The following is a 15329-nucleotide window of genomic DNA, read 5'->3' on the forward strand; positions in this document are numbered from 1 at the left end:
CCGACACTTCGACCGTACCCGTCCTCGTCAACCTGGCTCGTCCAGGCTCGACGGTGTGGTCTGCGACACGCGCCCCGCCCGCCGCCGACGGTGCACCGAGTTCGTCGGACCCGCTCGGTAGATTGGCCCCGTCGCGCCCGGCCACCCCGGGCCGTACGTCGCAGAAGGAGCCTGTCATCGACACCGAGTACAACGCCCGCAACCTCCTCGTCCTGGAGGGCCTGGAGGCGGTCCGCAAGCGCCCCGGCATGTACATCGGCTCCACCGACACCCGCGGGCTCATGCACTGCCTGTGGGAGATCATCGACAACGCGGTCGATGAGGCGCTCGGCGGGTTCTGCGACCGCATCGAGGTCGTGCTCCATCCCGACGGCTCCGTCGAGGTCCACGACAACGGTCGCGGCATCCCCGTCGACACCGAGACCAAGACCAAGCTCTCCGGCGTCGAGGTCGTCTTCACCAAGCTGCACGCGGGCGGCAAGTTCGGCGGCGGCTCGTACGTGGCGACGGGCGGACTCCACGGCGTCGGCGCCTCGGTGGTCAACGCCCTGTCGGAGCGTCTCGACGTCGAGGTCGCCAAGGACGGCGCGCGGTGGGAGATGTCGTTCCGTCGTGGCGCCCCGGGCGAGTTCGCCGGCGACACCCCCGACACGACGTTCACCCCGAAGAGCGGCCTGCGCAAGATCGGGCGGATCAAGAAGACGACGACCGGCACGCGCGTCCGCTACTGGGCCGACCACCAGATATTCATCAAGGGCGCCCAGTTCTCGTACGACGAGCTGGTCACCCGTGCCCGGCAGACGTCGTTCCTGGTCCCGGGCCTCGAGATCGTGCTCCGCGACGAGCGCGGCCCGGAGAAGCTCGAGGAGTCGTTCAAGCACGACGGGGGCATCGGCGAGTTCTGCGAGTTCCTGGCGCCCGACCCGGCCGTCTCCGACGTCCTGCGCCTGACGGGCACCGGCCACTTCACCGAGACCGTGCCGCTGCTCGACGACCTGGGCCACATGACCCCGCAGGACGTCGAGCGCGACCTCGACGTCGACGTCGCCGTTCGCTGGGGCACCGGTTATGAGACGACCCTGCGGTCGTTCGTCAACATCATCGCGACGCCCAAAGGTGGCACCCACGTCACGGGCTACGAGCGGGCGCTGACGAAGACGTTCAACGAGGTGCTCCGCGCCAACCGCCAGCTCAAGGCCGGCGACAAGGACGTCATCAAGGACGACATCCTTGAGGGCATGACAGCGGTGGTGACCGTACGGCTGGCCGAGCCGCAGTTCGAGGGGCAGACCAAGGAGGTCCTCGGCACGCCGCCGGTGACCCGGATCGTCGCCAAGGTCGTCTCCGACGAGCTGAAGGCGTTCCTCACGTCCACCAAGGCTGCTCAGAAGGCGAAGGCACGCGCGGTCATGGAGAAGGTGGTCGCCGCCGCGCGCACCCGCGAGATGGCCCGCCAGCAGCGCGAGACGCAGCGCCGCAAGAGCGCCCTCGAGTCCAGCTCGCTCCCGGCCAAGCTCGCCGACTGCCGCAGCAATGACAACGACCGTACGGAGCTGTTCATCGTCGAGGGCGACTCCGCGCTCGGCACGGCCAAGTCGGCGCGCTCGTCGGAGTTCCAGGCGCTGCTGCCGATCCGCGGCAAGATCCTCAACGTCCAGAAGTCGTCGGTCGCCGACATGCTCAAGAACGCCGAGTGCAGCTCGATCATCCAGGTCGTCGGCGCCGGTTCCGGCCGGTCGTTCGACCTCGAGCAGGCGAGGTACGGCCGGATCATCTTCATGGCCGACGCCGACTCCGACGGCGCCCACATCCGCTGCCTGCTGGCAACGCTGTTCTTCCGCTACATGCGTCCGCTCGTCGAGGCGGGGCGTGTCTTCTCGGCCGTGCCGCCGCTGCACCGCATCGAGCTGGTCAACCCCAAGAAGGGGATGGACAAGTACGTCTACACGTACTCCGACCCCGAGCTCCAGCGCAAGCTCGCCGAGCTCACCAAGAAGGGCATGCGCTGGAAGGACCCGATCCAGCGCTACAAGGGCCTCGGTGAGATGGATGCCGACCAGCTCGCGGAGACCACGATGGACCCGCGCCGCCGTACGCTGCGCCGCATCACCGTCGACGACGCCGAGGACGCGAGCGAGGTCTTCGAGCTGCTGATGGGCAACGAGGTTGCGCCGCGCAAGGAGTTCATCGTGCAGGGCGCGTACGAGCTCGACGCGGACCGCATCGACGCCTGACGAGGAACCCGACAAAAGGACCCGACGTTTCACCCCCAGATCCGGGGTGGAACGTCGGGTCCTTTTGTCGGGTCGTACGTCAGGCGCTGGTGAGGATGACGAGCTGCTGCGTCGCACGCGTCATCGCGACGTAGCGGTCGACCGCGCCCTCGATGCCGGTCCCGAACGCCTCCGGGTCGATCAGGACGACCAGGTCGTACTCGAGCCCCTTCGACAGCTCCGGGGTGAGCAGCCGTACGCGAACGGTCGACGCGAGCACGGCGCTGTCGACCTCGCCGACGGCGATCACGCACGCGACGCCCTCGTCGTTCTCGGCGAGCCAGGACGCGAGGACCGTGTCGAGGTCGGCGGCGGTGCCGTACGCGACCGGGATGCCGCTCTCGCGGACGGACGTGGGGACGTTCGCGTCCGGCAGCACCGCGCGGATCACCGGCTCGGCCTCGGCCATGACCTCCTGCGGCGTGCGGTAGTTGATGCTCAGGGACGCGAGGTCGATCCGGTCGAACCCGACCCGTGTGAGCCGCTCCTCCCACGTCTCCGTGAACCCGTGGCGGGCCTGGGCCCGGTCGCCGACGATCGTGAGGCTGCGCGAGGGGCAGCGCAGCAGGAGCATCTGCCACTCGGCGTCGGTGAGCTCCTGAGCCTCGTCCACGACGATGTGCGCGAACGGCCCGGCGAGGACGTCCGGGTCGACGCGCTGCAAGACGGACTCGTCGACGAGCGAGTTCTGCATGTCCTGCTCGCGCAGCGTGGTCATGAGCAGCAGCTCGCTGTCGTCCGCCGCGATGAGCTCGTCGACGACGCGTGACATCTGCTCGCGTTCGGCGGCGAGCGTGGCTTCCTCGCGATGACGTCGCCGAGATGCTTCGGGGTCGCCGACGCGCTGCCGCGCGGCGTCGAGGAGCGGCAGGTCGGAGAGCGTCCAAGCCTGCGCGTCTGCCCGCAGGAGCATCGCGACCTCGTCGGGGTTCAGCCAGGGCGCGCACAGGCGCAGGTAGGCCCGCACCGTCCACAGGTCGCCGACGAGGTCGTCCGCCTCGATCATCGGCCACGCCTTCACGAGGGCCTCACGCAGCTCGGTGCTCTGCCCGAGCGCTCGGCGGATCTGGTCCGCGGAGACGTCTTCGTCCTCGTCCACGCCGTGCTTGTCGACGAGGATCGACAGCAGCGCGTCCCAGACCTCGTCGCGCGCCTCGTTGTGCGGCGTCCCGGGACTGGGCGTGCGGAAGGCCTCAGCCCAGTCGTCGGCGCTGAGCCAGACGTCGGACCACGGGGTCTCGACCTCCAGGCCCTGGGTGGGCGGCTCTTCATAGATGTCGACGGCGGCATCGATAGCCCGCACCATGTCCGCAGACGACTTCAGGCGGGCGACCTCAGGATCGGCCTCGGGCTCGACAGTTGCTCCCTCAGGGACGAGGTCACGCAGGGTGCAGGTCTGCACCCCCTCCTCGCCGAGGCTGGGCAGGACGTCCGAGACGTACGCGAGGTATGGCTGGTGCGGGCCGACGAAGAGGACACCGCCGCGACGATGGCCGAGTCGGGGGTCCGAGTAGAGGAGATGGGCCGTACGGTGCAGCGCGACCACCGTCTTGCCCGTCCCGGGACCTCCGTCGACCACGAGCGCGCCCCGCGAGCCTGCGCGGATGATGGCGTCCTGGTCGGCCTGGATGGTGCTCAGGACGTCACGCATCCGCTCGGTCCGGCTCCCGCCCAGGCTGGCGACGAAAGCCGACTGGTCGTCGAGGGCGGCGGCGTGGCCGGTGAACCCGTCAGGGGTGAACACCTCGTCCCAGTAGTCCGTGACCCGGCCACGGGTCCAGCGGTAGCGGCGTCGGCTCTCCAGACCCATCGGGTGGGCGTGGGTCGCCGCGAAGAAGGGCTCGGCGGCGGGGGAGCGCCAGTCGACGAGGAGGCGCCGGCCCCCGGCGTCGGTGAGGCCGAGACGACCGACGTACAAAGGCTCGGGGTCGTCTTCGGCGACGACGTGTCCGAGGCACAGGTCGAGCCCGAAGCGACGCAACGTCCGTAGACGGCCGGTGAGCCGCCGGATCTCCGCGTCGCGCTCGACCGCGGCCTGCCCTTCGCGGGTGGGCTCCTTGCGGGCGGCGTCGAGGCGTTGGGACAGGTCAGCGACGGTCTGCTCGACGCAGGCCGCGATGGCACCGAAGTGCTCCACGTCCCGGGCGATCAGCGCCGGGTCGGCCTTGGCGGTGAGGTGGTCGGGCAGGTCGAAGGCAAGGGCGGTCTGACGGTGGTGCTGACGGGTCAAGGTGGCTCCGATCGCGGGCGAGGGCCACTGTGCAAGCGGCTTCGGCCGATGATTCTCCGCCACGACGGGGGGCTTGTTTCAAGCCCCGGGGTCGGCTATACCTTGGAAATGGAGAGGGATGCATTCCCTCTCCATTCCCATGTCAGACGCTGAGCCGTCACAGGCTGGGCCACCTCACACGACATGCTCGAGCAGCCCCGTGTCGACGTCATAGAGGAACCCGCCCGCGCGCACGTGCGACGGGATCAGCGGGTGCGAGTCGATCTTGTGCACCGACTCCGCGAGCTCGGCGCGCTGGTCGTTGATCGCGCCGAGGAACATCCAGGTCGCGTCCGTCCCGGTCGCCTCGCCGATGCGGGCCTGGAGCCCCGACTCCGAGGCGCTCGCCATGGCGCAGCGGGTGTGCTCGACGACCATCACGCGGTCCACCTGGAGCAGGTTGGCGCTCAGGACGAGGGCGACGAGCACCTGCTCGGTCACGCGGCCGCCTGGGTTGCGCAGGATCTTGGCGTCGCCGGGAGCCAGACCGACCATCTGCAGGGGGTCGATCCGCGAGTCCATGCAGGTCACGATCGCGACGCCCGCGCGGGCGACGCCGTCGAAGCCGGCGAGGTCGAAGGAGTCGGCGTACGAGCGGTTCGCGGCCAGCAGGTCGTCGAAGCCGCGCGGGTCCGAAGATGACGAAGGCATGGTTCGAACCTAGTCGCCGGCGCCGCCCTCGGTGACCGCGGTACGCGATGTGAGAAGCAGGACCGAGGCGACGGCCGCGATCCCCGCGCACACCGCCGCCCCTGTGAACACGGTGCTGAGCTGCACGATCCCCGCGTCGATCATCGCGTCGTTGTAGGCGTCGCAAGTCGTCGCCGAGCCTGGGCAGAGCTCGGACAGCGGAGGGATCTGGGTCACCGCGTCGTGGTAGGCCCGCAGGCCCCACGAGGTCAGCACCGAGATCCCGACGAGCATGCCGACCATGCGTGCGACCACGACGAGCGCAGACGCGATGCCGTGAGCGGCGTCGGGCGTCGCGTCGAGCAGTGCCGCATTGACCGGAGCGACGGCGAGACCGAATCCGAGGCCAGCCAGGGCGAGCGCGACCGACGAGGTCGGGTGGGTGAGGGCGTCGCGCTCCCACCCCGACATCACCACGAAGCAGCTGCAGGCCAGCGCCATGCCGGCCCCGGCGACCCAGGCGGGACGGATGCGCCTCGTCGCGTAGCCGCCGGCAATCGCGCCGACCGGCAGCGCCACGAGGAACTGCACGAGCACGAGCGCGGCCCCGAGCTGCGAGCCACGGTGCTCGGTCAGGCGCGCGAAGAACGGCACGTCGACCAGTGCCGCGATCAGCGCTGACCCGACGAAGAACGAGACCACCAGCGAGCCCCAGGCCGGACGAGCGGCGCTCAGCGTCCTGCGGGGGACGAGCGGCGTCGTCGCCGTCCGCTGCCGCCAGACGAACGCCGCCGTCGCGACGACGGCGCCGCCGAGCAGCAGCGGCGCAGCGGGCGACACGACGCTGTTCTCCGGATCGGCCGAGGCGAACGTGACGATCACGCAGCCCAGCGCCGCCCCGAGGAGCAACGCACCCCACAGGTCGACCGTACGGGCGGTCGCGGGCCACGTGCGCAAGGCGACGAGCGGACGTCGCGCGGTCAGCTCCCGTACGACGAAGGCAGCGGCCAGTGCATACGTCACGAGCGCGACCGGGCTGGTCCAGCGCAGCTCTCCGACGACCGGGAGGAAGAGCGTGCCGAGCTCGACGTCGTTGCGCAGCGGTGCGGGCTGGGCCAGCGTGAGGGCGAGCGCGGCCACCGCCAGGACGGCGAGCACGGCTCCGAGGACGTCGGGGAAGCCGTGGGCCTCGCGGCGCGGCACAGCGCGTCGCGTCCGTCCGGTGGCGAGGATCGCGCCTGCGAGGACGAGACCCGCCGCGCAGTTCAGCCAGAAGATCGCCCGCCAGTCCGCGACGGCCAGCACCGCCGCACCGTACAAGGGGCCGATGACGCTCCCGAGCTCCTGCACCGCACCCACGATGCCGAGCGGCACGCCACGTCGCCGTGGCGGCCACAGGTCGGCGACCAGCGCGAGCGTCGCCGGGACGAGGCCGCCACCGCCGACTCCCTGCAGGAACCGCCCGGCCACCATCGGCACCAGTCCGTCGGCCGCTGCCGTCACCACCGAGCCGATTGCGAACAGCACCAGTGACCCGACCAGGACTGGGCGGCGGCCCCGCAGGTCGGCGATCCGACCGGCCAGCGGCAGCACCGCGACGTACCCGAGCAAGAAGCCCGACACGATCGGCGCGGCGCGCTGGAGCTCGTCCAGCCCGAGCCCGCCGGCCGCCATCATGTCCGGCAGCGCCATCACGACGACGTAGGTGTCCGCAGCGGCGAACGCGACCGCGACGGCGGCCAGGCCGAGGAGGACCCGCGCCGCACGTCCGGCCGGGGCGGCGGCGCCTTCGCTCACGGTGCGGTGATCTCGACCGGGTCGTCCGACGCCGTGACCGCGACCGTGTAGGTCACCGGCTCGTCGGCGTCGTAGAAGAGTCCGTCGAGCACGACGTCACGCAGCTCGTCGTCGTCGGTCAGCCGGTAGGTCGCGTCGAAGCTCTCGCCCTCCTGTGCCGTCGGAATGAGCGTACGGACGACCGAGCCGGGGATCGTCCCGGTGATCGTCGTGAGGACCTCGCGCCCGTCGCGGCTCTCACCGTCCTCCTTGAGACCGTCGGTCTCGGTGAGCAGCGAGGAGATGCCGCCGTCGGTCTTCATCAGCGTGGCGGGGTCCGGGGCACCGAGGGAGGTGGGATCCATCGGCACGAAGTCGGGGGAGAAACCTGTCTTGACGAGCACGGCGTCGTCGACCGAGACGACCTCGGCACCGACCGGGACACCCTTGAGCGACACCTTCACCGTGCCCTCGAAGGCGGGGGAGTGGTTGCCCTTGCCCTGGGCCTCGAGAAGCCCAGTGACCCCCGACGGAAGCTTCTCGGTGGAGAGCGAGAGCGCGAGGCTCTCGGCGTCGTCGAGAGTCGCGCGTGCGGCCGCTAGCCGGTCCGAGAGATCGGCTCCCGTCGAGGCGTCGTCACCGTCGTCTCCTGAACAGCCCGACGCTGCGAAGGCAAGGAGGGACAGGACGGTCGCCGTCGTGGCACGCTTCAGCATGGGCGTCAGCATAGGCGCACCAAGAATCGTCCCGGATGCGGTGGGAGAAGTTCGCTCCGAGCGGGACGGGACGAGGGGAGCAACGTGGACTGGAAGCTCGAGAACATCATCCTGGGAGTCACTGACGTCGACCGCGCCAAGGAGTTCTACGCCGATCGCGTGGGCTTCCACCTCGACGTGGACCACCAGCCGAACGACCACTTCCGGGTCGTGCAGCTCACCCCGGTCGGGTCGGCGTGCTCGATCACGTTCGGAGTCGGCCTGGGTGGCGCAGCGCCTGGCGCGACGAAGGGGATCCACCTCGTCGTCGACGACATCGAGGCCGCCCACGCCGACCTGGAGTCGCGGGGCGTCGAGAACACGGGCATCCAGAACTTCGCGCAGGGCGCGCCGACGCCCGGTGTCGATCCCCAGCGCCGCGACTTCATGTCGTACGTCTACTTCGACGACCCGGACGGCAACTCGTGGGTGGTCCAGGAGGCGCACCACGCCTCCGGGACCACCTGACCGGCGGGTCAAGCGAGCTGGGTCGCCACCGGGCTGCCGACGTCGAGGATCGGGTGGGCGAGCGGGACGCCCGAGCCGTCACGTCGCGGATCGACGTCGGGCAGCTCGGCGGGCGCACCTCCGGACCCGGACGCCATCGCGGGACCGCGACCTGCCCAAGCCAGCACGAGCGCGTCCTCGCCCTTGAGCAGGCGGTGGCAGCGCACACCACCAGTCGCGCGACCCTTGGCCGGGAACGCGCTGAACGGCGTGACCTTGACCGAGCCCGACTCCGCGCCCGGCAGCGCGTCAGAGGCCCCGGCGATCGTCACGACCTCGGCGTCGTCCGCCGGGTCGAACGCACCGAAGAAGAGCGCCGACGCCCCTAGGGCCAGCTTGACGCCGGCCATGCCCGATCCCGTACGACCCTGGGGACGCACGGAGGTGGCAGGGAAGTGCAGCAGCTGGGCATCGGTGGTGAGGAAGCAGAGCTCCTCGTCACCGGTGGCCAGCTGGCGGATGCCGACGACCTGGTCGCCGTCGGCGAGCGCCACGACCTCCCAGTCGTCCTTGCTGGGCAGGTATTCGGGCTTGACCCGCTTGACCACACCCTGACGTGTGCCGAGCGCGAGACCGGGCGAGTCGGTGTCGAAGTTGGTCAGGGCCAGCGCGCGCTCGCCGTCGCGCAGCGCAAGGACCTCCACGAGGGGGAGCCCGCCCTGGAGGTTGGGCGCGGCGGCGGTCGGGGGCAGCCCCGGTAGGTCGAGGACGCCGAGCTTGATCACCCGTCCGTGCGACGTGAGCAGGCCGATCTCGCCCCGCGCCGTCGTGCGGACGACCGAGGCGATGACGTCGTGCTGGTGACGGTGAGCCACGTCGATCTCGGGGACGGTGTCGTCGGCCGTACGGGCGAGCAGCCCGCTCGCCGACAGCAGCACGAAGCACGGGTCGTCGGCGACCTCGAGCGGCACGGCCGCCGTGACGGTGTGGCCGGCGCTCTGGAGCAGCACCGTACGGCGGGGGGTGCCGAACTTCTTGGCGATCTCACCCAGCTCGGTCGAGACGATGCCGCGCAGCAGCTTGTCGTCGGAGAGGATCGCGTCGAGCTCCTCGATCGTCGCGCGCAGCTCGTCGGCCTCGCGCTCGAGCTCGATCTGGGAGAAGCGCGTCAGCCGACCGAGCTGGAGGTCGAGGATGTACTCGGCCTGCTTCTCGGAGAGCTCGAAAACCTCCATCAGGCGGCCGTGCGCGTGGCGACGGTCGTCGCTGGAGCGGATCAGTGCGATCACCTCGTCGATGTCGACGATCGCGACCAGCAGGCCCTCGACCAGGTGGAGGCGCGCGGCGGCCTTGTCACGACGGAACTGGCTGCGACGGCGGATGACGACGATGCGGTGCTCGAGGAAGACCTCCAGCAGCTCCTTGAGCCCGAGCGTGCGAGGCTGCCCGTCGACGAGGGCGACGTTGTTGATGCCGAACGAGTCCTCCATCGGCGTCATCTTGTAGAGCTGGGCGAGGACGGCGTCGGGGTTGAAGCCGTTCTTGATCTCGATGACGAGGTTGAGGCCCTGGGAGTCGGTGAGGTTCTTGAGGTCGGAGATGCCCTGGAGCTTCTTGGACTGCACGAGCGTCTTGATGCGCTCGATGACCTTCTCGGGGCCCACGTTGTAGGGGAGCTCGGTGACGACGATGCCCTTGCGGCGCGGAGTGACGTTCTCGACGCGTGCGGTCGCACGCATCACGAACTTGCCTCGGCCCGTCGCGTACGCCTCGCGGATGCCGTCGAGGCCGACGATCTTGCCGCCGGTCGGCAGGTCGGGTCCGGGGACGAAGCGCATGAGGTCGTCGAGGGACGCCTCAGGCTTCTTGATGAGGTGGCGCAGCGCCTGGACGACCTCGATCAGGTTGTGCGGGGCCATGTTGGTGGCCATGCCGACGGCGATGCCGGCGGCGCCGTTGACCAGGAGGTTGGGGATCGCCGCCGGGAGCACCGACGGCTCCTCCTCGCGGCCGTCGTAGTTGGGCTTGAAGTCGACGGTGTCCTCGTCGATGGACGCGGTCATCGCGAGCGCGGGATGGTCCATCCGGCACTCGGTGTAGCGCATGGCGGCGGGTCCGTCGTCGGGCGAGCCGAAGTTGCCGTGGCCGTCGACGAAGGGCAGACGCAGCGACCAGGGTTGGACGAGCCGCACAAGGGCGTCGTAGATCGCGCCGTCGCCGTGCGGGTGGAGCCGACCCATCACCTCGCCGACGACGCGGGCGCTCTTGACGTGACCGCGGTCGGGCCGCAGGTTCATGTCGTCCATCGTGTAGAGGATGCGGCGCTGGACCGGCTTGAGCCCGTCACGCGCGTCGGGCAGGGCCCGCGAGTAGATCACCGAGTAGGCGTACTCGAGGAAGCTCGAGCGCATCTCCTCGCGCACGTCGATGTCGACGATGTGCTCCTCGAAGTCCTCGGGGGGCGGTGCGCTCGGCGTACGGCGGGCCATGCACGTCCTTTCTGTGGCGTGCCCTGCACGGGCGCGCTGTGGCGGCTGTCAGAAACCCTAGGCCATGACTCCGACGCTCCCGGGTTGCGGCGGCACGGGGCTAGGGTTCAGACGGTAGATTCTGGCGTGTGGCCGACGAACCTGCCGTACCCGATGAGCGACTTCCCGACGAGCGCTACCCCGAGCACTGGGAGGCCGACGTCGTGCTGCGAGACGGCGGCGCCGCCCATCTGCGGCCGATCACGGCCGAGGACAGTGAGGAGCTCGTCCGTTTCTACGCCCGCGTCTCCGAGCAGTCGAAGTACTACCGCTTCTTCGCCCCGTACCCGAAGCTGTCCGACCGCGACGTCAAGCGCTTCACCCACGTCGACTACCAGAAGCGCGTCGCCTTCGTCGTGACGATCGGCGCCAGCATCATCGCGGTGGGCCGCTACGACGCGGTCGCCGAAGGCGAGGCCGAGGTGGCGTTCCTCGTCGAGGACGACCAGCAGGGCCGCGGGCTCGGCCAGCTCCTTCTCGAGCACCTGGCGCAGGCGGGGCGCGAGATGGGGATCCACCGGTTCGTCGCCGACGTGCTCCCCGAGAACGTCCGGATGATCCAGGTCTTCCGCGACCAGGGCTATCAGGTCGAGCGCAGCGTCGCCGACGGCGTGATGCGCCTGGTCTTCTCCATCGACCCGACAGAGACGGCAATCGGCGTCATGCAGTCGCGCGAGCACCGCGCGGAGGCCGCGTCGATCGAGCGGTTCTTCAACGCCCGCAGCGTCGCCGTGGTCGGCGCGAGCCGCCGCCAGGACACGATCGGCCAGGGCATGATCCGCAACCTCGTGCTCGGCGACTTCGCCGGAGCGGTCTACGCGGTCAACCCGCAGGCCGAGGCGGTCTCGGGCCTTCCGGCGTACAAGACCGTCCAGGACATCCCCGGCGAGGTCGACCTCGCGGTCATCGCGGTCCCGGCGGAGTCGGTCCCCGAGGTCGTGCTGGACTGCGCGGCCAAGGGCGTCCACGGCCTCGTCGTCATCTCGTCGGGCTTCGCCGAGATCGGCGACGAGGGGCGCCGGCGTCAGCGTCGCCTGGTCGGTCTCGCACGGTCGTACGGGCTTCGCCTGGTCGGACCCAACTGCCTCGGCGTCATCAACACGTCCTCGCGCGTACGGCTCAACGCGTCGCTGTCGCCGATCATCCCGCCGCGCGGGCGCGTCGGGTTCTTCTGCCAGTCCGGTGCGCTCGGGCTGGCAATCCTCGAGAACGTCGATCGCCGCGGTCTCGGGCTGTCCACGTTCGTCTCCGCCGGCAACCGCGCCGACGTCTCCGGCAACGACCTCCTCCAGTACTGGGAGGAAGACGACGCGACCGAGGTCGTCCTCCTCTATCTCGAGTCGATCGGCAACCCGCGCAAGTTCTCCCGCATCGCGCGTCGTGTCGGCCGCCGCAAGCCCATCGTCGCGGTGAAGTCGGGCCGCTCGACGCAGGGTGTCCCGGTCGGCCACGCGGTCCGCAAGACGACCGCCCCGCAGTCGGCGGTGGACGCGATGTTCCGCCAGGCCGGCGTGATCCAGGTCGACACGCTCGACGAGATGTTCGACGTCGCGCAGCTGCTCGCCCACCAGCCGCTGCCGCGGGGCCCTCGTGTCGCCGTCGTCGGCAACTCCGACGCGCTCGCGCTGCTGGTCGCCGACGCGGCGACCGCAGCGGGCCTCAAGGTCGCCGATCCCGTGGCCCTGGGCGCCAACGCCGGCGGAGACGACTTCGAGCGTGCCCTCGACGCGGCGATCGACAATCCCGACGTCGACGCGATCGTCGCCGTCTACATCCCGCCGGTCAACACCACCGGCGAGGACGTCGCGAACGTGCTCGCGGCGGTGGGGGAGCAGTCCGACAAGCCCCTCGTCTCGACCTTCCTCGGCTCCGAGGGCGTTCCGGAGCTGCTGCGCGTCCCCGACGTCGAGGGCGCCGCCGGCCGCGGATCGGTGCCGTCATACTCGGCGCCGGAGTCGGCGGTGCGTGCGCTGGCCCGCGTCGTCAGCTATGCGGCGTGGGCGGGCCGCGACCAGGGGGTGATCGCCCACTACGAGGACGTCGACCGCGAGGCCGCGAGCGAGATCGTCCGCGCCGCGCTGACCCGTACGCCCGACGGCGGGTGGCTCGACGACGACGAGGTGCATCGCCTGCTGCGCCTGTACGGCATCGACCTCTGGGACTGGTTCCGGGCGCCGACGCTTGATGCGGCGGTCGCTGCCGGCGAGCAGCTCGGCTGGAACGTCGTCCTCAAGGCGACCGCCGACACTGTGCGCGCCCGCCCCGACATGACGCACGTGTGGCGCAACATCTCCGATGCCCACGACATGCGCGAGGCGTGGTCGGCGATGACCGACTACATCGGCCCGCCCGAGCGTGCGTTGTTCGTCGTCCAGAAGATGGCGCCTCCCGGCGTCCCGATGTCGATCCGTACGGTCGAGGACCCGCTGTTCGGGCCGCTGCTGTCGTTCGCGCTGTCGGGTGCCGCCAGCGACCTGCTCGAGGACCGGTCTTACCGGATCCCGCCGGTCACCGACGTCGACGCCGCCGAGATGATCCGCGAGCTCAAGTCGGCCCCGCTGCTGTTCGGCTACCGGGGTGGCCCGCGCGCCGACCTCGATTCCGTGGAGGACCTGCTCCAGAGGGTCGCCGCGCTCAAGGACGACCTGCCGGAGGTGGCGGAGATCAACCTCGAGCCGGTGCTCGCCGGGCAGGACGGCTACCGCGTGCTGAAGGCCAAGGCGCGGGTGGCACAGCCGGTCGACAACCGGCGCGACTGGTACGTCCGGCGGCTCAGCACGCCTGCCGGGCTCGGCGACACCATGGCCCGCTGATGAGATGGCGCCGGTCGGTTGTGGGGACAGGCTCACATGGCGTCGATGACAGTGGGACACTGGGAAGCATGGCCAACCGACACCCCTCGCCGCAGCGCACCGAGAGCGGCGAGCAACCCCGCGACCGTACGGCTGAGCTGACCGCCGACATCGAGAAGACCGGCTACTACCCCCAGGTGGTCACGGCGGGGATCGACGACGCGCTCGCGGGTGAACCGGTGGTGGCCTACGTGCTGCACCACGAGCCGACCTTCGACCGTGAGGAGGTTCGGCGCCACATGACCGTCCTCACGCTCACGCCGTCGCGGCTGGTGCTCGCGCACACCGACGAGCACTCCGCCGACGACGTGCTGCCTGAGCCCTACACCTCGACGACGACCGAGGCCGTGCCGCTGCGGACGGTCGACTCCGTCGTGGTGACCCGCACCGTCCCGATGGCCACGGCGGTCGGTGCAGTGTCCGCGCGCGACACGGCCGAGGTCGTGCTCACGATCGGCTGGGGAGCCGTGCGCCGCCTCGACCTCGAGCCTGCCGGCTGCTCCGATCCCGACTGCGAGGCCGACCACGGCTACACGGGCTCGACGACGGCCGACGACTTCTCGCTCCGCGTGAGCGCTGCCGCCGACGGCGGCGGTGCCGTGCAGCGTCTCCTTGCCTTCTCTCGGGAGCTGTCTGCAGCGACGAGCCGTCCGCGGTGGTGACAGCAACCGGGACACCGCTGCCCTCCACCGACTACCACGGCCGCAGCCTCACGTCGGTCCTGCCCAGCGTCGCCGCCGCGATGGGCGTGCCGAGCTGGGCCGACACGCTCAGGCTGCCCGAGGCGGCGCGCTACGTCGTGGTCCTCGTCGACGGGCTCGGCTACGACCTGCTCCTCGAGCACGCTGACATTGCCCCCTACCTGAGCTCGCTCGTCGATCGCGCGCCGCTGCTGTCGGGCCTGCCGTCGACGACGGCGACGAGCCTCACCTCGCTGGGGACGGGCCTCGCGCCGGGGACGCACGGTGTGGTCGGCTACACCAGCCGGATCCCGGGCACTGACCGCGTGATGAACTCCCTGCGCTGGGACCCTCAGGTCGACCCGGCCCAGTGGCAGCCGTACCCGACGATGTTCGAGCGCATCGACGCGGCCGGCATCCCGACGTCCGCCGTCAACAAGGCCGAGTTCGAGGGCTCCGGCCTGACGGTGTGCAGCCAGGGCGGGGTGCCGTTCCACCCGATCAGCTCCGTGTACGAGCGCCTCGATGTCGTCGTCGAGGCCTCCGAGGCGACCCCGAGCTCGCTCGTCTACACGTACGAGTCGACCCTCGACCACACCGGGCACGAGAAGGGCTGCACGTCGCCGGAGTGGCGTGACCGGCTCCGCGGGATCGACCGCGACCTGGCCGATCTGCGTGACGCGCTCGCCCCGGGGACCGCGATGCTCGTGACCGCCGACCACGGCATGCTCGACCTGCCCAAGGCAGGCCGGTTCGACGTCGAGGCCGAGCCGGCCATGCTCACCGACGTCGTGGTGTTCGCCGGAGAGGCGCGGTTCCGCCATCTCTACACGCGCTCGGGCACCGAGCTCGACGTCGCCGAGAGGTGGCGTGAGCGTGTGGGCGACCAGGCGCTGGTCGTGACGCGGGACGAGGCCGAGGCTGCGGGCTGGTTCGGCCAGATCGAGGACTCCGTACGCCCCCGGATCGGCGACGTGCTCGTGGCGTCGCTCGGCGACTTCGGCGTGTTCTCGTCGCGTCACTTCGCGATCGAGCTGCTGATGTCGGGCTTCCACGGGTCGGTCACCCCGGCCGAGATGCGCATCCCGCTGCTCGTCGACCTGTAGACGCGGTGAAAGT

At 70.5% G+C, this 15329-nt stretch carries 10 protein-coding genes; 5 read left to right on the plus strand and 5 right to left on the minus strand.

Annotation, left to right across the window (positions count from 1 at the left end):
• Window positions 1-53 precede the first annotated feature (53 nt).
• On the plus strand, window positions 54-2234 hold the full coding sequence (locus ACFSDF_RS13440) for a DNA gyrase/topoisomerase IV subunit B (RefSeq protein WP_377159062.1): 2181 nt from the start codon (window positions 54-56) through the stop codon (window positions 2232-2234).
• A 79-nt stretch (window positions 2235-2313) separates the two neighbouring features.
• Here ACFSDF_RS13440 and helR read toward each other — a convergent pair whose 3' ends face one another.
• The 4 genes from helR to ACFSDF_RS13460 form a co-directional block, all read right to left on the minus strand.
• A complete protein-coding gene (helR, locus tag ACFSDF_RS13445) occupies window positions 2314-4503 on the minus strand; it encodes an RNA polymerase recycling motor ATPase HelR (RefSeq protein ID WP_377157833.1) in 2190 nt (729 codons plus the stop codon).
• Between the two features lie 174 nt (window positions 4504-4677).
• Window positions 4678-5193, minus strand: a complete 516-nt coding sequence (locus tag ACFSDF_RS13450; RefSeq protein WP_167008614.1) for a beta-class carbonic anhydrase — start codon at window positions 5191-5193, stop codon at window positions 4678-4680.
• Between the two features lie 9 nt (window positions 5194-5202).
• The gene (locus tag ACFSDF_RS13455; RefSeq protein ID WP_377157835.1) at window positions 5203-6969 is read right to left on the minus strand and encodes an MFS transporter; all 1767 of its coding nucleotides are present in this window, start codon (window positions 6967-6969) and stop codon (window positions 5203-5205) included.
• Window positions 6966-7664, minus strand: coding sequence for an LppX_LprAFG lipoprotein (locus ACFSDF_RS13460; RefSeq protein WP_167251858.1), 699 nt, complete (start codon window positions 7662-7664; stop codon window positions 6966-6968). The genes ACFSDF_RS13455 and ACFSDF_RS13460 overlap by 4 nt, the downstream gene beginning before the upstream one ends.
• Window positions 7665-7748: 84 nt before the next feature.
• On the opposite strand from ACFSDF_RS13460, the gene ACFSDF_RS13465 reads away from it, so the two are divergent.
• A complete protein-coding gene (locus ACFSDF_RS13465) occupies window positions 7749-8171 on the plus strand; it encodes a glyoxalase superfamily protein (protein WP_167251857.1) in 423 nt (140 codons plus the stop codon).
• A gap of 8 nt (window positions 8172-8179) precedes the next feature.
• Here ACFSDF_RS13465 and ACFSDF_RS13470 read toward each other — a convergent pair whose 3' ends face one another.
• Complete coding sequence (locus tag ACFSDF_RS13470; protein ID WP_377157838.1) at window positions 8180-10639, minus strand: DNA gyrase/topoisomerase IV subunit A; 2460 nt, start codon at window positions 10637-10639, stop codon at window positions 8180-8182.
• Window positions 10640-10767: 128 nt separating this feature from the next.
• Here ACFSDF_RS13470 and ACFSDF_RS13475 point away from each other — a divergent pair, with 128 nt between their 5' ends.
• From ACFSDF_RS13475 to ACFSDF_RS13485, 3 genes are all read left to right on the plus strand, one after another.
• Entirely contained in the window at window positions 10768-13491 is a 2724-nt protein-coding gene (locus ACFSDF_RS13475; protein WP_167008626.1) for a bifunctional acetate--CoA ligase family protein/GNAT family N-acetyltransferase, read from the plus strand.
• 68 nt (window positions 13492-13559) lie between these two features.
• Complete coding sequence (locus ACFSDF_RS13480; RefSeq protein WP_167008629.1) at window positions 13560-14192, plus strand: DUF5998 family protein; 633 nt, start codon at window positions 13560-13562, stop codon at window positions 14190-14192.
• Window positions 14186-15316, plus strand: coding sequence for an alkaline phosphatase family protein (locus ACFSDF_RS13485; protein ID WP_243845171.1), 1131 nt, complete (start codon window positions 14186-14188; stop codon window positions 15314-15316). The genes ACFSDF_RS13480 and ACFSDF_RS13485 overlap by 7 nt, the downstream gene beginning before the upstream one ends.
• Window positions 15317-15329: the final 13 nt, after the last annotated feature.

The sequence above is a fragment of the Mumia zhuanghuii genome, assembly GCF_042681565.1.
Lineage (GTDB): Bacteria > Actinomycetota > Actinomycetes > Propionibacteriales > Nocardioidaceae > Mumia.